This window comes from Streptomyces sp. HP-A2021, assembly GCF_022807935.1.
Classification (GTDB): domain Bacteria; phylum Actinomycetota; class Actinomycetes; order Streptomycetales; family Streptomycetaceae; genus Streptomyces; species Streptomyces afghaniensis.
The window spans coordinates 6,708,949-6,731,195 of the sequence record NZ_CP094344.1; the positions used below are offsets into that span (position 1 = coordinate 6,708,949).

Genomic DNA, 22,247 nt, shown 5'->3' on the forward strand with positions numbered 1-22,247 from the left:
GCTCACAGGGACACGGCCACCGCGTTGAACGTCGTCTCCGGCGTCTGCGGGCTGGTGAAGCGGGCGTTGACCAGGTAGAGGCGGTCGCCGTAGCGGGCGGCGGTGGTGGGGACGTCGAAGCGGGGGTCGGTGATCGTCCTGGTCAGGGTGGCGGTCGTGGCCTTCCGGTCGAGGTCCCAGACCGTGATCTTGTTCAGGCGGTTCTGGACGACGTACAGCGTGCGGCCGAGGCGGACCAGGCCGTCGCCGCCCGCCACGTCCGGCGCGCCCTGCAGCGCGACCTTGGTGGCGTGCCCGGTCCTGAGGTCCACGCGGTACAGCTGACCCGCGTTGACGACGATCAGGCCGCGACCGTCCGGCGTGGCGACCAGGCCGTTGGCGCTGTTGGTCCCGGAGGGCGCCTGCACCCACTCGCCGGTGAGCGGCAGGGCGCGGACCTCGCCCCGCCGGCCGCGCGGCACGCCGTGGAGGACGGCCGCACGGGAGTCGGTGAACCAGGCGCGGTCCTCGTGCAGGACGACGTCGTTGATGAACGGGGCGGCATCCCGCGTGAGTCGATACGTGGTGAACAGCTCGCCGGTGCGCGCGTCGACGATCCTCGCGGTGCCTCCGGCGCCGCCGGCCACGTACAGCAGGCCGTCGCGGTCCAGCTTCAGGCCGATGGACGCGAGACCGGCGGCGCCCTCGTGCAGCACACCGCCCTCGCCGGTCCGCAGGTCGGTGCGGTAGATCGCGCCGTCGGCGCGCGAGCCCATGTACGCGTACGGCCTGCTGCCGATGGTGATCCCCTCGGGGAGCCAGCCGTCGGGCAGCGGGAACTCGGTCGGCCAGCCGGTCCCGGGGGCCGCCTGGGCCGTGCCGGTGGTGCCGGCGGCCACCGCGAGCGCGGCGACGGCCCCGCCGAGCACGGTCCGCCGGGACGGCCGGGGATGGTTCCGAGTCATGGTCGGGCCTCCGTGGAAGGAAGGTGGGGATGTGACTCGATGAAACGCGAAGGACTCCTGGTACGGCAGTCGAGTCGGTGAAGTCGACAGCAACTCGACAGCAGGGCACGGCAGTTGATCAGTAGACGATCGACACGATCCCGCACACGGCCTCGGCGAGCCGCCGGTCCCCCTCGACCCGGGCCCGGGCGAGGGCGTCGGCCGGCTGGACACCCCGCGTGCACAGCCGCCAGGCGGTCTCCGTGTCCAGCTCCACGGTGGCCGCCGGTCGGCCGCCGGAGTCCTGCGCCAGGGACCAGCCCTCCGGGCCGGCGGTCACGGCCCACGTGCCCCCTCCCGGGCCGGGGACCGTCACCTCCACCCGCGTGCCGGCCGGCGCGGCGGTGTCGCGCAGCGTGTGGGGCAGCGCCCGCATGAACGTGTCCAGGACCATGGACAGGGCCCCCGGCTCGGGGTCGGTGCCCAGCCCGGCCGCGTGCCGGATCTGCTGGCGGTGCGTCCAGTACTCGGTGAACTCCCGGGCACAGTCCAGCCACATCGGCGCCGGGTCCACCCCGGCCCAGGACACGCCCAGGGACGGCGCGTCCAGGTCGGCGTGCGCGAAGCGGCGGGCCAGTGCGGAACCGGCCTCCTCCAGGGCGTCGACGAGCGAGGCCGGGTCCATGTCCCGGTGGCGGTCGACCCACTCCTGGTTGGCGCGGTGGATGAACGCCTCCAGGGTCTCTCCCGGCGCGAAGGCACCGAACTCCCGGCGGCCGAGGCGGGCGCAGCAGTCGCCGAGGATGTGCACGGCGACATCGTGCACGGTCCAGCCCGGCACGGCCGTCTCGCTCCACTGCCCGGGCCGCAGCCCCCGCAACAGGCCCAGCAGCGCCCCTAGTTCCGGCTCGAACAGCGAGCGGGCGTCGATCGGGGCGCCGAGCCAGGAGAGGCCGGGCCTGTCGTTCGGCTGCGCAACCATGGCCCCAGCCTGCCAGGGGACAAACAGGAACGCCCCTCCGGGGAGGGGCGTTCCGAGCCGGGCGTCCGCGTTCCTACGCGGTGCGCACCTTGTACGTCGTGACCTGGACCTCCTCGTCGTCCAGGCACTGCCCGGACGCCAGGTCGAAGCGCTGCTTCAGCAGCGGGGAGGCGACGAACGGGCGGCCCTGGTGGGTGCCGGTCAGGCCGCGGGAGAGGACCGCCGCGCCGGTGAACGGGTCGCGGTTGTCGATGGCGAACAGCTCACCGGTGCGGTCCCGGAAGATCGCCGCCTGGCGGCCGTCCGGCAGCAGTGCCGCCACCCCGCGGCCCGGGAGCAGCATGCTGAGGTCGCAGACGGTGAACCAGTCGCCGTCCAGAGCGAGTTCGACCTTCAGATCGGTGGTCTCAGGTGCCAGGGTCATCGCTGGGCGCTTCCTTCCAGTACGTCTTCGGCGGGTCGCATACCGATGGACAGCAGCGGCAGGTCGGGCTTCATCTGGTCGCGCTCGGGCACGAAGGCGACGACCGGGTCCGGGGTGTCCGGCGCGTTCACGAAGGACACGAACCGGGCGAGCTTCTCGGGGTCGTTGATGGTCTCGGCCCATTCGTCGCGGTAGTGCGCGACGTGCGCCTGCATCAGCTTCTCCAGCTCGTCGCAGATGCCGAGCGAGTCGTGGACGACGACGTCCCGTACGTGCTCCAGGCCGCCGGGGATCCGCTCCAGCCAGGTCGAGGTGCGCTCCAGGCGGTCGGCCGTACGGATGTAGAACATCAGGAACCGGTCGATCAGCCGGACCAGTTCGGCGTCCGACAGGTCCTGCGCGAGCAGGTCCGCGTGGCGCGGCGTGGCGCCGCCGTTGCCGCCGACGTACAGGTTCCAGCCGTTGGCGGTGGCGATCACGCCGAAGTCCTTCGACTGGGCCTCGGCGCACTCGCGCTGGCAGCCGGAGACGGCCGACTTCAGCTTGTGCGGGGAGCGCAGGCCCCGGTAGCGCAGCTCCAGGTCGATCGCCATGCGGACGGAGTCCTGGACGCCGTAGCGGCACCAGGTCTGGCCGACGCAGGACTTCACCGTGCGCAGCGACTTGCCGTAGGCGTGGCCGGACTCGAAGCCGGCGTCGACCAGGCGGGCCCAGATCAGGGGCAGCTGCTCGACGCGGGCGCCGAACATGTCGATCCGCTGGCCGCCGGTGATCTTCGTGTAGAGGCCGAAGTCGCGGGCGATCTCGCCGATCACGATCAGCTTCTCCGGGGCGATCTCACCGCCGGGGATGCGCGGGACGACCGAGTACGAGCCGTTCTTCTGCAGGTTGGCCAGGAAGTGGTCGTTGGTGTCCTGCAGGGCGGCCTGCTCACCGTCCAGGACGTAGCCGCTCGCGCCGATCGTCGGAGCGAGGGAGGCGATGATCGAACCGACCGCCGGCTTGCAGATCTCGCAGCCGTCACCGCCCCTGGCCTCCTCGCGGCCGTGGCGGTCCAGCAGCTCCTGGTAGCTGTTGATGCGCAGGGCGAGGACGATCTCGTACAGCTCCTCGCGGGTCTGGCCGAAGCAGCCGCACAGGCCCTTGTCGACCTCGACGCCGCTGGCCTCCAGCTCGGCGGTGACCAGCTGGCCGAGGACCTTGACGCAGGAGCCGCAGCCGGTGCCGGCCTTGGTGCACTTCTTCACCTCGGGCACGGTCGTGCACTGGTGGTCGGTGACCGCGCCGCGGATCGTGCCCTTGGAGACGTTGTGGCAGGAGCAGACGATCGCGTCGTCCGGCAGCGCGGACGGGCCGAGCTGGGCCGGGGCGCCGGCGCCGGCCGGCAGGACGAGGGCCTCGGGCGCGACCGGCGGGACCGAGCCGGTGAACGCCTTCAGCGTGCCGTACGCCTCCGCGTCACCCACCAGGATGCCGCCGAGCAGCGTGCCGTCGCGGCCGATGACCAGCTTCTTGTACAGGCCCGCGCGGGAGTCGGAGTAGACGACGTCCAGGCAGTCCTCGGCGGTGCCGTGCGCGTCGCCGAAGGACGCCACGTCCACGCCGAGCAGCTTCAGCTTGGTGGACAGGTCGGCGCCGGTGAAGGCGGCCTCGTCCGCCGCGATCGTCGCGGCGGCCGTCTCGGCCTGCTCGTAACCAGGGGCGACCAGGCCGTACACCCGGCCGTCGGAGGCCAGCGCGCACTCGCCGATCGCGAACACGTGCGGGTCGTTCACCGTGCGGCACTGCTCGTCGACCGCGATGCCGCCGCGCTCGCCGACCGTCAGGCCGCAGTCGCGGGCCAGCTGGTCGCGGGGGCGGACACCGGCGGAGAACACCACCAGGTCGGTGGCCAGTTCGGAGCCGTCGGACAGCTTCATGCCGGTCACGGCGCCGTCCTCGCCGACGACGATCTCCTGCGTGCCGACGCCCGTGTGGACGCTCAGGCCCATCTCCTCGATGGTGCGCAGCAGGGCGGCGCCGCCGCCCTCGTCGACCTGGACGGGCATCAGACGGGGCGCGAACTCCACGATGTGGGAGGTGAGTCCGAGACCCTTCAGCGCGCCCGCGGCCTCCAGACCGAGCAGACCGCCGCCGACCACGGCACCCGTCGTCGCCTTCTTGGCGTACTCCTCGATCGCGAGGAGGTCCTCGATCGTGCGGTAGACGAAACAGCCCTCGGCGTCCTTGCCCGGGACCGGCGGCACGAACGGGTACGAGCCGGTGGCCAGGACGAGCACGTCGTAGTCGACGACGAGACCGGAGCGGGCGGTCACCCTGCGCGCCTCGCGGTCGATCGTCTCCGCCGGGTCACCGACGCGCAGCTCGATGCCGTGGTCCTCGATGAACCGCAGGTCCGTCATGGACAGGTCCTCGGGCGTCTTGCCCGAGAAGTACGAGGTGAGCTGCACGCGGTCGTAGGCAGGACGCGGCTCCTCACAGAGCACGACCACGCGGTGCGTGGCGGTCAGGCCGCGCTCGGCGAGCGCTTCGAGGAAGCGCTGGCCGACCATGCCATGGCCGACGAGCACGATCGTGGGGGTGTCCTTGGACATCAGGAGCCTCCGTCATTGGTAAGCAGGTGGAGCAGCGGGCCGCCGTCGGAGGGGAGCGGCTCTGCTCCCTCCCAGGCGCGCGCCAGCGCGCCGACGGTGCCGAGTTCGCCGACGAGAACCCCGCCCACCAGGCGGTCGTCGCGGACGACGACCTTCCGGTAGGTGCCGCGGGTGGCGTCGGTGAGCTGGACGACGTCGTCGCCCGGCAGCGCCTCGGTCTCGCCGAACGCGGCGAGGTCGAAGGGGCTGTCGTGCCCGTTCAGCGTGAGTCGGGTCAGGGAGCGGGTGCCGGTGTAGCGGGCGTCCGCGTTGCCGGCGAGCAGTTCCGCGAGCGCGTCGGCCTGTTCGAGCGCGGGGGCGGCGAGGCCGTAGAGGACGCCGTCGTGCTGGGCGCAGTCGCCGATGGCGTGGATGTACGGGTCGGAGGTGCGCAGCTCGTCGTCGACGACGATGCCCTTGCGGACGTCGAGGCCGGCGGCCTGGGCGAGACCCACCCGGGGGCGGACGCCGCAGGCCACGACGACGAGGTCGGCGTCGAGCGCGTACCCGTCGGCCATCTCCACGGAGCGGACCGCGCCGCCGACGCAGCGCACGTCCCGTACGCGGCACTCGGTGTGCACCTCGACGCCCAGGTCGGTCAGGTGCCGCTTGACGAGCTTGGAGGCGGCCGGGTCGAGCTGGCGCTCCATCAGCCGCTCGGACTGCTGGGCGAGGACGACCTGGGCGCCGCGCAGGGCGAGCGCGCGGGCCGCGGAGACCCCGAGGAGCCCACCACCGATGACGACCGCCTTCGCCCCCGGCCGGACCGCCTTGGACAGGCCCAGGCAGTCGTCCATGGTCCGGAAGGCGTGGACCCCCTCGGGCAGCACGTGGTCGGGGGTGAACAGGCCGCGCAGGGGCGGCAGGACGGGGTTGGATCCGGTGGCGAGGACGAGCCGGTCGTATGCGATCACCGTGCCGTCGGCGCACTCGACGGTCCGCCCGTCGCGGTCGATGCCGACGACCCGGCCGCGCGTGGCCTGCGCGGGCGCCGGCAGGGCGATCACCTCGGGGCTGTAACGTCCGGCCAGCACCTCGGCGAGCAGCACCCGGTTGTAGGGCCGGTGCTCCTCCTCGCCGATCAGCAACGCGGGCGTGCCGAGCTCACCGAGCCGCCGGGCGAGCCGTACGCCCGCGAGGCCGGTGCCGATCACCACCACACGCTCATTCGAGGTCATGTCCTTGAGCGTGCGGTGCCGGTGTTTCCCGGCAGCATCACGACTGTTTCCCACGGGGAACGCTGCCCTCAGCGGGGGCCGGGGGTGGGTGTGAGGGTTTGTGGAGTGCGGCGACGGCGGGCTGTGAGGGTAGCGTCGCACAGGCGTCGCACGGCCGTCGCATAAGCTCCCGATCATGCCCGACATATCGCTGACCATGATCGCTCTGCTCTGCCTCGCGGCTCTCGCCGCCGGGTGGATCGACGCCGTGGTCGGTGGCGGCGGGCTCCTGCTGCTGCCGGTGCTGCTGCTGGGGCTACCGTCGCACACGCCCGCCGCGCACGCGCTGGGCACCAACAAGGCGGTCGCCATCGTCGGTACGACGGGCGCGGCGGTGACGTACGCCCGCAAGGCCCCGGTGGATGTCCGTACGGCCGTGCGCATCGGGCTGGCCGCCCTCGCCGGATCGTCCGCCGGGGCGTTCTTCGCGGCCGGGATGAGCACCGACGTCCTCAAGCCGGTGATCATGGTGGTGCTGCTCGCGGTCGCCGCGTTCGTGATCCTGCGGCCCGCCTTCGGCACGGCCCCCGCGACCGGCCCGGCCACCCGGCGCCAGATCCTCGCGGCGATCGGTCTCGCCGGTCTCGGCATCGGCTTCTACGACGGTCTCATCGGCCCCGGCACCGGCACCTTCCTGGTCCTCGCGCTCACCGCCCTGCTCCACCTCGACCTCGTCACCGCCTCCGCCACCGCCAAGATCGTCAACTGCTGCACCAACGCGGGCGCCCTCGCGACCTTCGCCTGGCAGGGCGCGGTCCTGTGGCAACTGGCCGCCCTGATGGCCGTGTTCAACCTGGCCGGCGGCACCCTGGGCGCCCACACCGCCCTGAAGCAGGGCAGCGGCTTCGTCCGCGTCGTGCTGCTGACGGTGGTGTTCGCCCTGGTGGGCAACCTGGCGTACGAGCAGTGGCTGGCCTAGCGCCGCGGTACTAGGAGGAAGCCCCCGCCCGCAGGTCCAGCAGCTCGACGATCCCCGTCCCGTCCTCGTCCCCGTGCCCCTGGGCGAGGCGCCGCTCCATCAGCGCCAGGTACGGCGTCAGCAGCTCCGGGCTCACCCGCTGCTCCTCGGCCGTGCGCAGCAGCGTGGCGTTGCCCGCGACCTGCATGGCGAGGTTGGAGACGACGTTCCTGGTGTAGTCGCCGCTCTCCAGCTGGTCGGCGGTCTGGTGCACGGCCCCGGCCATCGCGGTCAGCCAGTCCACGAGCAGCGGCGCGAAGTCCTTCGGGGCGATGTCCTCCGGGCGGATCAGCGCGAAGGCGTGCGTGACGCCCGCGAACATGCCGTTCATCGCGCTGAGCAGCGCCACGTCGTGCAGCGCGGCGAAGCCCGGGTCGGACCCGGCGTAGCGGGTGCCGGCCGGGACGGCGAGGGTGTCCCGGTGCTCGGCGAACAGCTCGGGGGAGCCGCTGTAGAAGACGTACCCACCGGACTCCGGGGCCCCGATCATCGGCGGGACGGCCATGATCCCGCCGTCCAGGAAACGGGCTCCGCGGGCCTCGGCCCAGGCGGCGCGGCTGCGGCCCTCACCGGGCGTGCCCGTGGTGAGGTTCACCAGGTCCCGCCCCGCGAGAGGGGCCCCGTCGAGGGCCTCGCCCACGGAGGCGTCGTCGAGCAGACAGGCGACCACGAGCCGGTTCGCGGCCACCGCCTCAGCGGCGGTCCGGGCGACGGTGGCGCCCTCGGCGGCGAGGGGTTCGGCGCGGGACGCGGTGCGGTTCCAGACGGTCACCGGGTGTCCTGCGGCGAGCCAGGCGCGGGCCAGGGCGGTGCCCATGTCGCCGGTGCCGAGGAGGGTGAGAGGGGTGCGGGGGTCAACTGCGTTGTCGGTCATGGCGTTTAGGCTCGTCCCAGGGGAAGCGCCTGCTCAAGTACGTACTTGGAAGTGGGTGGTTACCCCGGGGGAAGGGTCCAGGCAGGAGAAGGGGAGGGCTCGGGCATGGGGACGACGGGGCGGCGGCCGGGGGCGTACGTCTGCGGGATCGACGCGGCGATGGACGTGATCGGCGGCAAGTGGAAGGTACTGATCCTCTGGGCGCTGAACGAGCGGCCCTGCCGCTTCGGCGAGCTGCGCCGCGAGCTGCCGGGGATCACCGAGAAGGTGCTCGCCTCGCACCTGCGGGAGATGGAGGCCGACGGCCTGGTGCACCGCGAGGCGTACGACGAGGTGCCGCCCCGTGTGGAGTACTCGCTGACGCCCCGGGGCGTGAGCCTGAACGAGGCACTGGAGCCGCTGGGGGCCTGGGGGAAGGCCCATGTCCTCGGGGAGTCACCGGCTGCCGGTCAGATGCGCGAAGACGACGACGTTCCCCTGGTACCCGGAGCCGCGTGAGTAGGTGCCGCCGCACGTGATGACCCGCAGCTCGGGGCGGCGGGCGGCGCCGTAGACCTTCTCGTCGGGGAAGTCCTTCGCCGCGTACGCCTCGACGGCGTCCACGGTGAACACCGCGACGCTGCCGTCCCGCCGGTCCACGTCGATCGTGGCGCCCTTGGCCAGGGCGCCGAGGTCGTAGAAGACAGCGGGGCCGTCGGCGTTGTCGACGTGGCCGGCGACGATCGCGGTGCCCCGCTCGCCGGGCGTGGTGCCGGCCTCGTACCAGCCGGCGAGGTTCTTCCGCTCGGCGGGCGGTACGTCGAGACTGCCGGTCCTCGTCAGGCCCAGCCCGGTCAGGGGCGCGTTCACCCGGATCGCCGGGATGCGGATGCGGTCGGGCGGCGAGGGCGGCAGCGCGGGCACGGCAGGCCGCTCACCGGCCCGGCCGTCCCGTCCCGCACGGCCGTCCTGCCCGTCCTGCCGCGCGTGGGCCTGCGCGGCGGAGGGCTGCGGCGGGGCGTGCGTCTCGGCGCCGTCGCGCAGCAGCCAGACCCCGGAGCACAAGGCGAACACCGTGAGGGCCGCCATGGCGGCGTCGGCGGGGCTGCCGAACCTGGTGCCGTACCTGGGGAACCTGCGCATGGCCGACCCTTCCTGATCCCCGACAGCCTTCCGGTTTCCGGCCTGCGACCCCCGGCCCCGGCGCCCGTCCGGGGTGCGCCCCGCACCCCCCTCCGGGCCGCGAGGGGCGTCGGACCCGGAGGGGGAGGGGACATGCGGTACCGGCGACGGACAGCGGAGGGTGTCCGTCAGATCCCGTCGCCTCTCGCCCGGCGATGCAGGAGCCAGGTACCGCCCGCGGCGGCGACGGCGAGGGCCGCCACGCCGGCCGCGGTCTGCACGGGGTCGGGGCCCAAGGCGCCGCCGACCCCCGTCTTCACACTCCCTCTGGGAGGGACCTGCGGGTGCCCGGAGGTCAGCGTGACCACAAGGTCACCGGTGATCCGCCGGCCGCTCCCGGTGCACGTCGCCGTGATCTCGTACGTCCCCGGCTGCGCGCTCGGCGGCACCCTGAACCGCCCGGTCGCGTCCTGCTCGTGCGGGCCCGGCGCGAGGCTGAGGGAACCGGCCCCGACCGCGCTCGCGTCACCCGTCGCCGTACCGCCGTCGCCACAGGCCGCCGTGCGCACCGTGACGAGTCCGCCCGGGACGACCGAGGACGGGTGCACCTCCACGTCACCGGCGGGCGCGCCGTACGCGGGGGCGGCGGCGAGGGCCGCGGCGGCGACGGCGAGCGCGGTGCCGGTCAGCGGCCGGGCGGTACGTCGCATCGGTGCTCCTTCGAGCTGTTCGGTCGTGCACCTGCCCTTCCGAGGTAACGGGCAGCGGGACGACCGCGCTTTCTGAGGGTGCGTCAGAATTGGGGTGAATGGGTGTCAGGGGGAGGTGGGCCGACCGGCCTTCGTGGGCGTTTAGGCAGGTCACGGGTGTTCTGCGGACGAGGCGTGGAAAAGCGCGGGGCGCGCGTGTGAACGGGTGATCCGGGTGCCACGCACATCCGGCCTTGACCTCAAGAAAGGTTGAGGTAAGAGGCTGTGCCGCATGAACTCAGCCGTTACGAACGCACCCGTCCCCGCCCAGCCCGCGACCGAGCCCCTCCGGGTGACCCTCGTCGTCGGCAGCAACCGCCACGGCCGCTTCGGCCCGGTCGTCGCCGGCTGGCTCCTCGATCACCTCCAAGGCCGGGACGACCTGGTCGCCGAGGTCGTGGACGTCGCCGACATCGACCTGCCGACGTCCTTCGAACCGACCCCCGAGGCGACCGCCGCGCTGTCCGGCGTCACCCCGAAACTTGCCGACGCGGACGCCTTCGTGGTCCTCACCCCCGAGTACAACCACTCCTTCCCGGCGGGCCTGAAGAACCTCGTCGACTGGCACTTCGGCGAGTGGCGGGCCAAGCCCGTCGCCCTCGTCTCCTACGGTGGACTGGCCGGCGGCCTGCGCGCCGTCGAGCACCTCCGGCAGGTCTTCGCCGAACTGCACGCCGTGACGGTCCGCGACACCGTCTCCTTCCACAACGCCGGCGCGTCCTTCGACGACGCGGGCACCCTGCACGACCCGTCCGGCCCGGACGCGGCGGCCAAGGCCATGCTGGACCAACTGGTGTGGTGGGGCCTGGCGTTGCGCGAGGCCAGGGCGAAGCGGCCGTACGCGGGCTGAGCCCGGCCTCACTCCTTGCCGGCCCCTGTCACCTCCGCGCCCGCCAGTCACCGCCCGCGATCGGCCTCCCGTGAGTCCTGAGCCGGGCGGCGACGGCGGGCGCGGCGACGTACACCCAGGCCCGGACGACCGCCCCGTCAGCGTCGCGTACGACCTTCCGCTCGACGCGTTCGTACAGGCTGCGCGGGTCGCCCGGCACGCAGTCCTCCAGCCGGTCCAGCTCGGCGAGCAACTCCGCGTACGTCTCCGGGCGCGCGGTCACCAGCTCCCCGCACACGACCCCGCCGCCCGGCTCCTCGACCGCGTAGGGATAGCCCGGCCCCTCGTACAGCACCGCTCCCGAGAGCCGCCCCGGCACCTCGGAGCGGGTGCGGCCGCGCAGGAAGAGGTCGTGGTTGACCTCGCCGGGGCGGAGGGTGCCGTAGACGAAGAAAGGGAGAGTCACAGGAACGATTCTCCACCCTCACACACCTCCACACGGGGCCTATGGACATGACATGTCCGGGCCGCCTTAACTCGCGGTCAACATCAACGCCGCCCCCGGTCGACCCCACGCGACCGGGTGCGCCCGTATGAGGAGACCGATGAGTCGGATACGTCACGTCCGAGGTTCCCGTCTCGCCCTCGCGGGTGGTGCCGCCACCGGCACCGCCGTCCTGCTGGCCGCCGCGCTCTCGCCGACCGCCCTGGCGGAGGAACGGCCGACCCGGTCCGAGGCGATCGACAGTGCCGAGACGGTCCTCGCCGACCGGGCCGCGGAACTGGGCCTCACGTCGGCCCAGGAGACGAAGGTCCGGGACGTGGTCGTCGACGAGGACGGCACCCGGCACGTCCGCTACGACCGCACGTACCACCGACTCCCGGTCCTGGGCGGTGACTTCGTACTCCACCTGAACCCGGACGGCACCTACCGCGGCACGAGCCGGGCCACGAAGTCCGCGCTGTCCCTCAAGAGCGTCACCCCGAAGGTGACCGCCCCGAAGGCCGCCGACCTCGCCGCGAGCCTGCTGCGCGCCGCGCACCTCGGCGAGACGCTGAAGAAGCTGACCGCCAAGCCGCGGCTGGTCGTCGACGCCCTGCACGGCGCCCCCAGGCTGGCCTGGCAGACCGACGCGGTGGCGCACGACGGGCTCGGCAACCCGGTCGGGCGCACGGTGCTGACCGACGCCACGACCGGCGACCGGATCGACGCCTGGGACACCCTGGAGTCGGCGTCGGGCGACGGCAAGTCCCTCTACGGCGGCACGGTTGCGCTGGAGACGACGAAGTCCGGGTCGTCGTACCGGCTCAAGGACGCGACGCGGGGCGGCACGTACACGGGCGACGCGGCGAACAAGACGGACAAGTGCCTGCTCACGATCTGTCTGACCCGCGCCCCCGCGACGGTCTTCTCGGACGCCGACAACCACTGGGCCACGGGCGAGGCCTCCGACCGCGCGACGGTCGCCGTGGACGCCCAGTACGGCACGGACGTCACCTGGGACTACTTCAAGAACCTGCACGGCCGCAACGGCATCGCCGGCGACGGCAAGGGCTCGTACAACCGCGTCCACTACGGCAAGGACTACAACAACGCCTTCTGGGACGACAACTGCTTCTGCATGACGTACGGCGACGGCGACGGCAAGCAGCTCGGACCGCTGGTGTCGCTGGACGTGGCCGGGCACGAGATGTCCCACGGCGTGACGTCGAAGACGGCGGCGCTGACGTACTCGGGCGAGTCCGGCGGCCTGAACGAGGCCACGTCGGACATCTTCGGCACGCTCGTGGAGTTCTACGCGGACAACGCCGAGGACCCGGGTGACTGGCTGATCGGCGAGAAGGTCGTCCGCTCCGGGCTCGGCCGGGAGGCCCTGCGCCGCATGGACAAGCCGTCGAAGGACGGGAAGTCCGCCGACTGCTGGAGCGAGGGTCTCGCCGACCTCGACGTGCACTACTCCTCGGGCGTCGGCAACCACTTCGCGTACCTGCTCGCGGAGGGCAGCGGCGCCAAGACGATCAACGGCGTCGCCCACACCTCCCCGACCTGCGACGACTCCACGGTGCAGGGCATCGGCCGGGCCAAGCTGGGCAAGATCTGGTACCGCGCCCTGACGGTCTACATGACGTCCTCGACGGACTACGCGGGTGCCCGCACGGCGACCCTGAACGCGGCGAAGGACCTCTACGGCGGCGGCAGCACGGAGCAGAAGGCCGTGGCGGCGGCCTGGAGCGCGGTCAACGTGGGCTGAGCTCCACCGGGACACCGGCGGGCGCACCGACAGGTGCGCCCGCCGCTCTACTCCCAGACCACCACGTTGCGCCGCACCGGCACGGACGACGAACCGGTCGCGAAGAGCTCGGGTGAATGGGCCCGGATGCGCTCGATGTCGCTGAAGACGGCGCGCAGGTGCGTGCGCATGGCGGTCCGGGCCGACGCGAGGTCGCCCCCGACGACCGCGTCGAAGATCTCCCGGTGCTGGTCGGCGAAGACCGCGGGGGAGACGTTCTCGTGCAGGCCCAGGCGCCGGGCCCGGTCCAGGTGCCCCTTGGCCGCGGCGACCGTGGTCCACACGTTGCCGTGCCCGCTCAGCCGCATCAGGCCCTGGTGGAAGGCCTCGTCCAGCTCGAAGAACTCCTCCAGGCCGAGGCCCGGGCGCTGCTGGCGTGCGAGGTTGTCCCGCAGTTCCGTGATCACCGAGTGGTCCGGATCGGACGGCAGGGCGTCCAGTGAGGCCAGCTCGACGGCCTCCCGCAGGAACTGCGCGTCCGCGACCTGCGCCGGGTCCACCCGGGACACGAACGAGCCGATCTTGGGGAAGATCTGCACCAGCCCGTCCTGGGCCAGCAGGATCAGGCTCTCCCGCACCGGGGTGCGGCTCACGCCGAGGGATGCGGCCAGCTCGTTCTCCGACAGGGCGGCGCCCGGGGGCAGTTCGAGGGTCAGCACCATCTGACGGAGCTTCAGGTAGATGGAGCGCCGGCTGGTCCGCCGGTTCGTCTGGGCCATGTGCACATCCTACGTATCGCAGCGGGGGTATTGCTCACCTGTGCGACAGGTGCTTGTATACAAGCACTGCACGACAGGAGCGGGGCCCACCGTTCCCGTCGGCCCCGCCCGCTCTCAGCCGCCGTAAGGAGAGCCCCCAGTGAGCAAGATCGAGCGCGTCGAGGTCTTCGTCGCCTCCCCGGGCCGCACGTTCGTCACCCTGCGCATCACCACCACGGACGGGGTCACCGGCCTCGGCGACGCCACCCTCAACGGGCGCGAGCTGGCCGTCGCGAGCTACCTGCGCGATCACGTCGCCCCGCTGCTGACCGGCCGGGACCCGGCGCGGATCGAGGACCTCTGGCAGTACCTCTACAAGGGCGCCTACTGGCGGCGCGGGCCGGTCACCATGACGGCCATCGCCGCCGTCGACACGGCCCTGTGGGACATCAAGGGCAAGACCGCCGGGCTCCCCGTCTACCAGCTGCTCGGCGGCCGGTCCCGGGACGGCGTCCTGGTCTACTCGCACGCCAGCGGCACCGACGTGCCGTCCCTCCTCGACGACGTCGAGCGCTATCTGGAGCTGGGTTACAAGGCGGTGCGGGCCCAGGCAGCCGTACCCGACGTCGGCGGCACCTACGGCGTCCGCAAGGGCAAGCTCTACGAACCGGCGGCCGGCGAGCTGCCCGACGAACAGCCCTGGGACACCGAGGCCTACCTCGGTTTCGCGCCGACGTACCTGGAGGCCGTACGGGAGCGCTTCGGCTTCGGCTTCCACCTCCTGCACGACGTGCACCACCGGCTGACGCCGATCGAGGCGGCCCGCTTCGGCAAGAGCGTCGAGGCCTGCCGGCTGTTCTGGATGGAGGACCCCACCCCGGCCGAGAACCAGGAGGCGTTCCGGCTCATCCGGCAGCACACCACGACACCGATCGCCGTCGGCGAGGTGTTCAACTCCATCTGGGACGTCCAGCACCTGATCACCGAGCAGCTCATCGACTACGTGCGCACCACCGTGGTCCACGCGGGCGGCATCACCCACCTGCGCCGGATCTTCGACCTCGCCGCGCTGTACCACGTCCGCACCGGCTCGCACGGTGCCACCGACCTCTCCCCGGTCAGCATGGCCGCCGCCGTGCACCTCGACATCGCCGTACCCAACTTCGGCATCCAGGAGCACATGGGCCATCCGGACGAGGCCCGCGAGGTGTTCCGCACGGGCGTCACCTTCGCCGACGGCATGCTGCACCCCTCGGACGAGCCGGGCCTCGGCGTCGAGTACGACGCGAAGGCCGCCGAACGCTTCCCGTACCAGCGGCGCTATCTCCCGGTCGCGCGCCGGCTCGACGGCTCCGTGCACGACTGGTGAGCGGCGTGCACCGGCTGAACCGCGCCGCGCTCGGCGCACTCCCGCCCGGGTCGCGCCCCCGCGTCGACCCCGCCGGACTCCGTACCCGGATCGTCCACTTCGGCATCGGGGCCTTCCACCGGGCGCACCAGGCCGTCTACACCGAGAACGCCGCCGCGCGCTCCGGCGAGCCCTGGGGCATCGCCGCGGTCGCTCCCCGGTCGGCGGCGACCGTCGACGCCCTGCGCGCGCAGGACTGCCTGTACTCGGTGACCGAGCGCGGCCTCGAGGAAGACGCCCCCCGTGTCGTCGGCGCGCTGACCGGCGCATACGTGCTCGGGCGGGACGGGGCGGTCGTCGACGGGCTGCTCACCGACCCCGAGGTGACGGTGGTGACGCTCACCGTCACGGAGAAGGGCTACCGGGCCGCCGGTCCGGACACGGTGATCGCACGCCTGGCCGCCGGGCTGGCCGCGCGGATGCGCTCCGGTGCCGCCCCGGTCAGCGTCGTGTCCTGCGACAACATGGCGGACAACGGAGCCGTGCTGCGGACCGCGGTCCAGGACGCCGTGCGCGCCTCGGGGGAGCGGGACCGGGAGCGGATCCTGGAGCTGATCGACCGGTACGTGGCCTTTCCCGCCACCGTCGTGGACCGGATCGTGCCCGCCACCACGACGGCCGACCTCGCGGACACCGCCACCCGGCTGGGAGTCCACGACGTGCTGCCCGTCAGCGGTGAGCCGTACCGGCAGTGGGTGCTGGAGGACCGCTTCGCCGCCCCGCGCCCCCCGTGGGAGCTGGACGGAGCCCTCCTCGTCCCCGACGTCGCCCCTTACCAGCTCACCAAGCTGCGGCTGCTCAACGGCTCGCACTCCGCCCTCGCCCCGCTCGGGATCGCGGCGGGCCGCACCACCGTCGCCGACGCGATGGCCGACGGCTGGGGCGAGCGGCTCGTCAAGGCCCTGTGCGCCGAGGTCGCCCCCACGCTGCCGGACGGCGGCCCGGACCCCGGCCGGTACGCCGACGACCTGGTGGTCCGCTTCCGCAACCCGGGCATGCGGCACCTGCTGCGGCAGATCGCCTCCGACGGCTCGCTGAAGATCACCGAGCGCTGGCTGCCGGCCCTGCGCGTGCTGCGCGAGCGCGGTGCGGCCACACCCGTCCTCGAACTCGCCCTGGCGGGCTGGGTGAACCTCACCCGGGACCACGGCATCCCGGATCCCGCGCAGGACGCCCTCGCCGCCTGCTGGCGCACCGCAGCGGACGACACGGCCGTCGTCCGCGCGCTCCTCACCACCGTCGGCGCGCCCGACCTCGCCGACGACTCCGCGCTCGTCACCGCCGTCGTACGGCATCTCCCGGCCCTGCGCACCGGACATGTGGACATCTGACCGCCACCCCCACCCCCGAGGAAGTCCCCGCTCACGAACAACGGAGTTCACCGATGAAGGACACCACGACCACGGCTGAGCCGGCCGGTGCCGTGCGACGCAGTACGCGTGACCTGACCAAGGCCGCCGTGTCCGGCTGGCTGGGCACGGCCATGGAGTTCATGGACTTCCAGCTGTACTCGCTGGCGGCCGCGATCGTCTTCAACAAGATCTTCTTCCCCGACGTCAGCCCCGCCATCGGCCTCATCGCCGCGATGGCCACCTACGGCGTCGGCTACGTCGCCCGCCTCGCCGGCGCGGTCTACTTCGGCAGAATGGGCGACCGGCTCGGCCGCAAGAAGGTCCTGACGATCACCATCCTGCTGATGGGCGCCTCGACCACCCTCATCGGCGTCCTGCCCACCTACGCGACCATCGGCATCATGGCGCCCGTCCTGCTCGTCGTCCTGCGGCTGGCGCAGGGCTTCGGCGCGGGCGCGGAGATCGCCGGCGCGACCGTGATGCTCGCCGAGTACGCCCCGGCGCGGCGGCGCGGACTGGTCTCCTCGCTGGTGTCGCTGGGCACCAACTCGGGCACCCTGGCCGCCTCCGGGCTGTGGGCGGTGCTGCTCGCCGTGCTCAGCGAGGAGCAACTGCTCTCCTGGGGCTGGCGACTGCCCTTCCTGCTGAGCTTCGGCCTGCTGCTCTTCGCGGTGTGGCTGCGGCGCAACCTCAAGGAGAGCCCGGTCTTCGAGGAGCGGCCCGACGTCGTGGACGGCGTGGCCATGAGCCGCCGCGAGGTGGAGTCGGCCGTCACCGAGGGGACGGGCGGTGACACCGGACTGCTGGAGGCGGGCCTGAAGCAGCGCAAGGGCCGGGCGTTCTTCCTGGCGCTCGGGCTGCGCTTCGGCCAGGCGGGCAACTCCGGGCTGATCCAGACGTTCCTCGTCGGCTACATCGCGACCGAACTCGCGGCCGAGCGCTCCGTCCCCACCGACGCCATCGTGTACGGGTCGCTGCTGGGCTTCCTCACGGTGCCGGCCATCGGCCTGCTCGGCGACCGCTTCGGACGCCGCAGGACGTATCTGGCGCTCACCTCGCTCACGGCCGTCGCCGCCTTCCCACTGATGATGCTGATCACCTCGGGCAGCACGCCCGCGCTCATGGCCGGCATGATCCTGGGGCTGAACATCGGCGTCCTCGGACTGTTCGCGCTGGAGAGCGTGACGATGGCCGAACTCTTCGGCTCCCGCACCCGGTTCACCCAGCTGGCGCTGGCCAAGGAGATCGGCGGCGTCCTCGCCACCGCGATCGGGCCGGTGCTCGCGGCGAGCCTCACCGCCGCCACCGGAAGCTGGTGGCCCATCGCGGCGATGCTCGTCGTCTACTCCCTCATCACCCTCGTCAGCGCGCTGCTCTCGCCCGAGACGCGCGGACGCGACCTGGTCCGGCTGGAGGACGCCGTATGACCCCCATGAAAGCCGTCGTCGTGCACGGCGCCGGTGACGTCCGGATCGACGAGCGGCCCCGGCCCGAGCCCGCGCGCGACGAGGTGCTGCTCGCCATGGAGTGGGGCGGCATCTGCGGCTCCGACGTCGCGTACTGGAGGAAGGGCGCCTCCGGCACGGCGGCCCTCGCCCACCCCCTGGTCCTCGGCCACGAGGTCGCCGGCCGGGTCGCAGCGCTGGGCCCCGGGGTGACCGGCCTCGCCGAGGGGCAGCCCGTCACCGTCCACCCGGCCCAGCTCGTCGGCGAGCTCCCCGAGCGGCTCGCCGGGCGCAGCAACCTCCACGCGCACGTCCGCTACCTCGGCTCGGCGGCCCTCACCCCGCACACCGACGGCGGGTTCAGCGAGTTCCGTACGGTCCCCGCGGCCCAGGTCCGGCCGCTGCCCGACGGTGTGGACACCCAGTCCGGCGCCCTGGCGGAGCCGCTGGCGGTCGCCCTGCACGCCGCGGGCCGGGCGGGCGGACTGCGGGGCCGCACGGTCCTGGTGAACGGGGCCGGACCGATCGGCTCGCTGGTCGTCGCCGCCGCCAGGCATCTCGGCGCCCGGTCGGTGTGCGCCGCCGACCTGTCCTCCGCGTCGCTGGCCGTGGCCCGCAAGATGGGCGCGGACACGACCGTCGACATCTCCCGGGGCGAGGAACTGCCGCGGGACACCGACGTCGTCTTCGAGGCGTCCGGCGCGCCCGCCGCACTGGGAGCGGTCCTGCGGGCCACGGCCCGCGGCGGCACCCTCGTGCAGGTCGGCAACCTGCCGGGGACGGCCGAGCCCGCCGTCCTGGGCGACCTCGTCACCCGCGAGATCACCTGGATCGGCTCCTACCGCTTCGTCGACGAGATCGACGACGCCCTGCGCGCCCTGCGCGACGGCCTGGACGTCTCACCGGTCATCAGCCATCGCTTCCCGCTGGACCAGGCCGAGCAGGCCCTCACGGTCGCGGCGGACCCGGCGAGCGCGAGCAGCAAGGTGATGCTGCGGCTCGGCGGACCGGTCACGGTCTGACCCCATACGTACGCCCCCGGGCCACCCGCCAGGAGAACAGGAGAGCACGTTGCCCCACCCGACCGCCGGTTCCCGGGCCGCCGAACCCGCTCGCGAGCACACCGCGGCGGACGTCGTGTGCCTGGGCGAGACCATGGCCGTCCTCAGCCCGCCGGACGACCGGCCGCTCGCCGACCAGTCCGCGCTCCGCCTCTCCGTCGGTGGCGCCGAGTCCAACGTGGCCTGCGGGCTGTCCGCGCTCGGGCACCGCGCGGCCTGGCTGAGCCGGGTGGGCGACGACGCGTTCGGGCGGCGGATCCGCGCGGAACTCGCGGCCCGGGGAGTCGACGTGGGCGCCGTCGGTGTCGATCCGGCGCATCCCACGGGCGTGTACTTCAAGGACCCGGGGCCCGACGCGACCCTGCCCCTGTACTACCGGAGCGGATCGGCCGCGGCCCACATGGGACCGGAACTGGCCCGCGCGCCCGAGCTGCGGGGGCCGCGCATCGTGCACGTGTCGGGCATCACCGCCGCGCTGTCCGGCAGCTGCGCCCGACTGCTGGAGGAGATCGTCGTACGCCGCACGCCCTGGGGCGCGGCAGCGGACCGGCCGGTCGTCTCCTTCGACGTCAACCACCGTCCCGCCCTGTGGAGGGGGCGTGCCGCCGACGCCGCAGCGGCGTTGCGGGACCTGGCCCGGGCCGCGGACCTGGTGTTCGTGGGACGCGACGAGGCCGAGGCCCTGTGGGGGACGCGCCACCCCGACGACATCGCGGGCCTGCTCGACCCGGCTCCGCTCGTCGTCGTCAAGGACGCGGAGCACGGCGCGACCTCGTACGCGGCGGGCGGCGAGGTCACCTTCGCCCCAGCCCTCGCGGTCGAGGTGGTCGAACCGGTCGGCGCGGGCGACGCCTTCGCCGCCGGGTATCTGTCCGGTGTCCTGGAGGACGCCGACGAGGAGTCCAGGCTGCGCCGCGCCCATCTGTCGGCGGCGACGGCCCTGCGCAGCCGGGACGACATGCCCGACCTGAGCATCGCGACCTCTTCGGCCCTGACAGGGCAACGGCCTTAGGGCCGCACCGCCTCCAGCCGCACCGCGCACGCCTTGAACTCCGGCATGCGGGAGGTCGGGTCGAGCGCGGGGTTGGTGAGGGAGTTGGCGCGGCCCTCGCCCGGCCAGTGGAACGGCATGAAGACGGTGTCGGGGCGGATGGCGTTGGTGATCCGGGCGGGCGCCACGGCCCGGCCCCGCCGGGACACGACGGCCACCGGATCGCCCTCGGCCGCCCCGAGCCGGGCCGCCAGCCGCGGATGCAACTCCACGAACGGCCCGGGCGCGGCGGCGTTCAGTTCCGCCACGCGCCGGGTCTGCGCCCCGGACTGGTACTGCGCCACGACCCGCCCCGTGGTGAGCAGCACGGGGTACTCGTCATCCGGTTCCTCGGCGATGGCCCGGTGCGAGACGGGGACGAAGCGGGCGCGTCCGTCGGGGGTGGCGAAACGGTCGAGGAAGAGGCGCGGGGTGCCGGGGTGGACACGGCCCGCCGTGTCCACCGTCGAGGCCGTCGGGTCTTCCGCCCTGGCCGCCGACTCTTCCGCTGAGGCCGTCGCGTCCTGTGTGGAGGCCGGGCGGCCCGCCGCGCTCCGTTGCGCGCCTGGGCCACCCGCCCCGCCCTCGGCCCCCGTCAGGCCCTCCGGCTCCACCGCCGGACAAGGCCAGAACACCCCGTTCTCCTCCACGATCCTGCGGTACGTGATCCCCGAGTAGTCCGCGGGGCCGCCCGCGCTCGCTCGGCGGAGTTCCTCGAAGATCTCCTCCGGGTCGGTCGGGAAGCCCTTCTCCACGCCCAGGCGGGCGGCCAGTTCGTGGAGGACCTCCAGGTCGCTGCGGACGCCGTCGGGCGGGGTGACGGCCTGGCGGCGGAGCAGGACCCTGCCCTCCAGGTTGGTCGTCGTGCCCGTCTCCTCGGCCCACTGGGTGACCGGCAGGACCACGTCCGCGAGCGCTGCCGTCTCCGACAGGACCACGTCACACACGGCCAGAAAGTCCAGCGCCTTGATGCGCTCCTCGACGTGCGCGGCACGCGGCGCCGACACCACCGGGTTGGACGCCATCAGCAACAGGGATTTGATGTCCGTGCCCAGCGCGTCCAGCAGCTCGTACGCACTGCGCCCCGGGCCGGGAAGGCTGTCCGGGTCCACGCCCCACACCTCGGCGACATGCCGCCGCGCCGCCGGGTCGTCGAGCTTGCGGTAGCCCGGCAACTGGTCGGCCTTCTGCCCGTGTTCGCGGCCGCCCTGCCCGTTGCCCTGCCCGGTCAGGCAGCCGTACCCCGACAGCGGGCGGCCCGCCCGGCCGGTCGCCAGGCACAGGTTGATCCACGCGCCCACCGTGTCGGTGCCCTTGGACTGCTGCTCGGGCCCCCGCGCCGTGAGCACCATCGCCGACTCGGGCTCGCAGAACATCCGTACCGTCTCCCGCAGTTCGGGAACGGACACCCCCGTGATCCGCTCCACGTACTCCGGCCAGTGCGCCATCGCGGCGGCCCGGGCGTCCTCCCAGCCCACGGTCCGCTCCTGGACGTACTCCTCGTCCACCCGCCCCTCGGCGATCACCAGATGGAGCAGCCCCAGGGCGAGTGCCAGGTCCGTGCCCGGCCGGGGTGCCAGGTGCAGGTCCGCCTGCTCGGCGGTCTTCGTGCGGCGCGGGTCGATGACGATCAGCGTGCCGCCGTTCTCCTTGAGCTCGTTGAAGAACCGCAGGGACGGCGGCATGGTCTCCGCGAGGTTCGAGCCGACCAGGATCACGCAGCCGGTCTTCGGGATGTCCTCCAGCGGGAACGGCAGGCCGCGGTCGAGACCGAACGCCTTGATGCCGGCCGCCGCGGCCGACGACATGCAGAAACGGCCGTTGTAGTCGATCTGGGACGTGCCCAGCACGACCCGCGCGAACTTGCCGAGCGTGTACGCCTTCTCGTTCGTCAGACCGCCCCCGCCGAACACCCCGACCCCGTCCGGCCCGTACTCGGCGCGCGTGCGGCGCAGCCCCTCGGCGATCCGGTCCAGCGCCTCGTCCCAGGAAGCCGGCACCAGCTCGCCCCCCTCGCGCACCAACGGCGAGGTCAGGCGCACGTTCGAGGCCAGCACCGCCGGCGCCGTACGGCCCTTGCCGCACAGCGCACCCCGGTTCACCGGGAAGTCCGTACGCTCGCTCACCTCGACGGTCCCGTCGGGCGCGGGCGTCAGGTTCATCCCGCACTGCAGGGCGCAGTACGGGCAGTGCGTGGGCGTGGCGGTGGTCTGCATACCGTTCAGCCTGCTTCGGCCGTGTTACGCGCGGGACGGTTCCCTGTTACGCGGCA

General features: G+C 73.0%; 20 protein-coding genes. 9 read left to right on the forward strand and 11 right to left on the reverse strand.

The features are described 5' to 3' along the window. Nucleotides 1–2: 2 nt before the first annotated feature. The 5 genes from MQE23_RS30320 to MQE23_RS30340 form a co-directional block, all read right to left on the reverse strand. Nucleotides 3–944 (reverse strand): superoxide dismutase, encoded by a 942-nt coding sequence (locus tag MQE23_RS30320; protein WP_243380803.1) that lies wholly within the window; start codon nucleotides 942–944, stop codon nucleotides 3–5. A 118-nt stretch (nucleotides 945–1,062) separates the two neighbouring features. Continuing rightward, nucleotides 1,063–1,905, reverse strand: a complete 843-nt coding sequence (locus tag MQE23_RS30325; protein ID WP_243380804.1) for a maleylpyruvate isomerase family mycothiol-dependent enzyme — start codon at nucleotides 1,903–1,905, stop codon at nucleotides 1,063–1,065. Nucleotides 1,906–1,978: 73 nt separating this feature from the next. Beyond that, entirely contained in the window at nucleotides 1,979–2,329 is a 351-nt protein-coding gene (gene nirD / locus MQE23_RS30330; protein ID WP_020270018.1) for a nitrite reductase small subunit NirD, read from the reverse strand. Next, nucleotides 2,326–4,923, reverse strand: a complete 2,598-nt coding sequence (gene nirB, locus MQE23_RS30335) for a nitrite reductase large subunit NirB (protein ID WP_020270019.1) — start codon at nucleotides 4,921–4,923, stop codon at nucleotides 2,326–2,328. The genes nirD and nirB overlap by 4 nt, the downstream gene beginning before the upstream one ends. Further along, on the reverse strand, nucleotides 4,923–6,140 hold the full coding sequence (locus tag MQE23_RS30340; RefSeq protein WP_243380805.1) for an FAD-dependent oxidoreductase: 1,218 nt from the start codon (nucleotides 6,138–6,140) through the stop codon (nucleotides 4,923–4,925). The genes nirB and MQE23_RS30340 overlap by 1 nt, the downstream gene beginning before the upstream one ends. Before the next feature lie 175 nt (nucleotides 6,141–6,315). On the opposite strand from MQE23_RS30340, the gene MQE23_RS30345 reads away from it, so the two are divergent. Beyond that, nucleotides 6,316–7,098: a sulfite exporter TauE/SafE family protein gene (locus tag MQE23_RS30345; RefSeq protein ID WP_020270021.1), complete on the forward strand. Its 783-nt coding sequence runs from the start codon at nucleotides 6,316–6,318 to the stop codon at nucleotides 7,096–7,098. 10 nt (nucleotides 7,099–7,108) lie between these two features. Here the strand turns inward: MQE23_RS30345 and MQE23_RS30350 are convergent, their stop codons facing one another. After that, a complete protein-coding gene (locus MQE23_RS30350; RefSeq protein ID WP_243380806.1) occupies nucleotides 7,109–8,011 on the reverse strand; it encodes an NAD(P)-binding domain-containing protein in 903 nt (300 codons plus the stop codon). Nucleotides 8,012–8,116: 105 nt separating this feature from the next. Here MQE23_RS30350 and MQE23_RS30355 point away from each other — a divergent pair, with 105 nt between their 5' ends. After that, complete coding sequence (locus MQE23_RS30355; RefSeq protein WP_037666968.1) at nucleotides 8,117–8,509, forward strand: helix-turn-helix domain-containing protein; 393 nt, start codon at nucleotides 8,117–8,119, stop codon at nucleotides 8,507–8,509. Here MQE23_RS30355 and MQE23_RS30360 read toward each other — a convergent pair. Together MQE23_RS30360 and MQE23_RS30365 are read right to left on the reverse strand one after the other, a co-directional pair. Then, nucleotides 8,447–9,133, reverse strand: coding sequence for a class F sortase (locus MQE23_RS30360; protein WP_243380807.1), 687 nt, complete (start codon nucleotides 9,131–9,133; stop codon nucleotides 8,447–8,449). The two genes, MQE23_RS30355 and MQE23_RS30360, sit on opposite strands and share 63 nt — an antisense overlap. A gap of 167 nt (nucleotides 9,134–9,300) precedes the next feature. Next, on the reverse strand, nucleotides 9,301–9,822 hold the full coding sequence (locus MQE23_RS30365; RefSeq protein WP_020270023.1) for a hypothetical protein: 522 nt from the start codon (nucleotides 9,820–9,822) through the stop codon (nucleotides 9,301–9,303). Between the two features lie 271 nt (nucleotides 9,823–10,093). Here MQE23_RS30365 and MQE23_RS30370 point away from each other — a divergent pair, with 271 nt between their 5' ends. Continuing rightward, nucleotides 10,094–10,711, forward strand: coding sequence for an NAD(P)H-dependent oxidoreductase (locus MQE23_RS30370; RefSeq protein ID WP_051185472.1), 618 nt, complete (start codon nucleotides 10,094–10,096; stop codon nucleotides 10,709–10,711). A 28-nt stretch (nucleotides 10,712–10,739) separates the two neighbouring features. Here the strand turns inward: MQE23_RS30370 and MQE23_RS30375 are convergent, their stop codons facing one another. Continuing rightward, nucleotides 10,740–11,156, reverse strand: a complete 417-nt coding sequence (locus MQE23_RS30375) for a gamma-glutamylcyclotransferase family protein (protein ID WP_020270025.1) — start codon at nucleotides 11,154–11,156, stop codon at nucleotides 10,740–10,742. A gap of 139 nt (nucleotides 11,157–11,295) precedes the next feature. Between MQE23_RS30375 and MQE23_RS30380 the strand changes: the two genes are divergently transcribed. Further along, complete coding sequence (locus MQE23_RS30380; RefSeq protein ID WP_243380808.1) at nucleotides 11,296–12,942, forward strand: M4 family metallopeptidase; 1,647 nt, start codon at nucleotides 11,296–11,298, stop codon at nucleotides 12,940–12,942. Nucleotides 12,943–12,989: 47 nt separating this feature from the next. Here MQE23_RS30380 and MQE23_RS30385 read toward each other — a convergent pair whose 3' ends face one another. Beyond that, nucleotides 12,990–13,700 (reverse strand): GntR family transcriptional regulator, encoded by a 711-nt coding sequence (locus MQE23_RS30385; protein WP_037666970.1) that lies wholly within the window; start codon nucleotides 13,698–13,700, stop codon nucleotides 12,990–12,992. 139 nt (nucleotides 13,701–13,839) lie between these two features. On the opposite strand from MQE23_RS30385, the gene manD reads away from it, so the two are divergent. From manD to MQE23_RS30410, 5 genes are read left to right on the forward strand one after another with little or no spacing between them, the layout of a single operon-like run. Further along, nucleotides 13,840–15,048, forward strand: coding sequence for a D-mannonate dehydratase ManD (manD, locus tag MQE23_RS30390; RefSeq protein WP_020270028.1), 1,209 nt, complete (start codon nucleotides 13,840–13,842; stop codon nucleotides 15,046–15,048). 5 nt (nucleotides 15,049–15,053) lie between these two features. After that, on the forward strand, nucleotides 15,054–16,418 hold the full coding sequence (locus MQE23_RS30395) for a mannitol dehydrogenase family protein (RefSeq protein WP_243380809.1): 1,365 nt from the start codon (nucleotides 15,054–15,056) through the stop codon (nucleotides 16,416–16,418). Between the two features lie 53 nt (nucleotides 16,419–16,471). Further along, on the forward strand, nucleotides 16,472–17,866 hold the full coding sequence (locus MQE23_RS30400) for an MFS transporter (RefSeq protein WP_020270030.1): 1,395 nt from the start codon (nucleotides 16,472–16,474) through the stop codon (nucleotides 17,864–17,866). Next, nucleotides 17,863–18,906, forward strand: coding sequence for an L-idonate 5-dehydrogenase (locus MQE23_RS30405; protein ID WP_243380810.1), 1,044 nt, complete (start codon nucleotides 17,863–17,865; stop codon nucleotides 18,904–18,906). Before MQE23_RS30400 ends, MQE23_RS30405 begins: the two co-directional genes overlap by 4 nt. A 49-nt stretch (nucleotides 18,907–18,955) precedes the next feature. Further along, complete coding sequence (locus MQE23_RS30410) at nucleotides 18,956–19,957, forward strand: sugar kinase (protein WP_243380811.1); 1,002 nt, start codon at nucleotides 18,956–18,958, stop codon at nucleotides 19,955–19,957. Here MQE23_RS30410 and MQE23_RS30415 read toward each other — a convergent pair. Continuing rightward, complete coding sequence (locus MQE23_RS30415) at nucleotides 19,954–22,191, reverse strand: molybdopterin-dependent oxidoreductase (protein ID WP_243380812.1); 2,238 nt, start codon at nucleotides 22,189–22,191, stop codon at nucleotides 19,954–19,956. The genes MQE23_RS30410 and MQE23_RS30415 overlap by 4 nt on opposite strands. Nucleotides 22,192–22,247: the final 56 nt, after the last annotated feature.

Excerpts from the sequence above, each read along its gene's own strand:
- MQE23_RS30320 (WP_243380803.1), bottom strand. The coding sequence starts at position 944 with ATGACTCGGAACCATCCCCGGCCGTCCCGGCGGACCGTGCTCGGCGGG.
- MQE23_RS30325 (WP_243380804.1), bottom strand. The coding sequence starts at position 1,905 with ATGGTTGCGCAGCCGAACGACAGGCCCGGCCTCTCCTGGCTCGGCGCC.
- nirD (WP_020270018.1), bottom strand. The coding sequence starts at position 2,329 with ATGACCCTGGCACCTGAGACCACCGATCTGAAGGTCGAACTCGCTCTG.
- nirB (WP_020270019.1), bottom strand. The coding sequence starts at position 4,923 with ATGTCCAAGGACACCCCCACGATCGTGCTCGTCGGCCATGGCATGGTC.
- MQE23_RS30340 (WP_243380805.1), bottom strand. The coding sequence starts at position 6,140 with ATGACCTCGAATGAGCGTGTGGTGGTGATCGGCACCGGCCTCGCGGGC.
- MQE23_RS30345 (WP_020270021.1), top strand. The coding sequence starts at position 6,316 with ATGCCCGACATATCGCTGACCATGATCGCTCTGCTCTGCCTCGCGGCT.
- MQE23_RS30350 (WP_243380806.1), bottom strand. The coding sequence starts at position 8,011 with ATGACCGACAACGCAGTTGACCCCCGCACCCCTCTCACCCTCCTCGGC.
- MQE23_RS30355 (WP_037666968.1), top strand. The coding sequence starts at position 8,117 with ATGGGGACGACGGGGCGGCGGCCGGGGGCGTACGTCTGCGGGATCGAC.
- MQE23_RS30360 (WP_243380807.1), bottom strand. The coding sequence starts at position 9,133 with ATGCGCAGGTTCCCCAGGTACGGCACCAGGTTCGGCAGCCCCGCCGAC.
- MQE23_RS30365 (WP_020270023.1), bottom strand. The coding sequence starts at position 9,822 with ATGCGACGTACCGCCCGGCCGCTGACCGGCACCGCGCTCGCCGTCGCC.
- MQE23_RS30370 (WP_051185472.1), top strand. The coding sequence starts at position 10,094 with ATGAACTCAGCCGTTACGAACGCACCCGTCCCCGCCCAGCCCGCGACC.
- MQE23_RS30380 (WP_243380808.1), top strand. The coding sequence starts at position 11,296 with ATGAGTCGGATACGTCACGTCCGAGGTTCCCGTCTCGCCCTCGCGGGT.
- MQE23_RS30385 (WP_037666970.1), bottom strand. The coding sequence starts at position 13,700 with ATGGCCCAGACGAACCGGCGGACCAGCCGGCGCTCCATCTACCTGAAG.
- MQE23_RS30400 (WP_020270030.1), top strand. The coding sequence starts at position 16,472 with ATGAAGGACACCACGACCACGGCTGAGCCGGCCGGTGCCGTGCGACGC.
- MQE23_RS30405 (WP_243380810.1), top strand. The coding sequence starts at position 17,863 with ATGACCCCCATGAAAGCCGTCGTCGTGCACGGCGCCGGTGACGTCCGG.
- MQE23_RS30415 (WP_243380812.1), bottom strand. The coding sequence starts at position 22,191 with ATGCAGACCACCGCCACGCCCACGCACTGCCCGTACTGCGCCCTGCAG.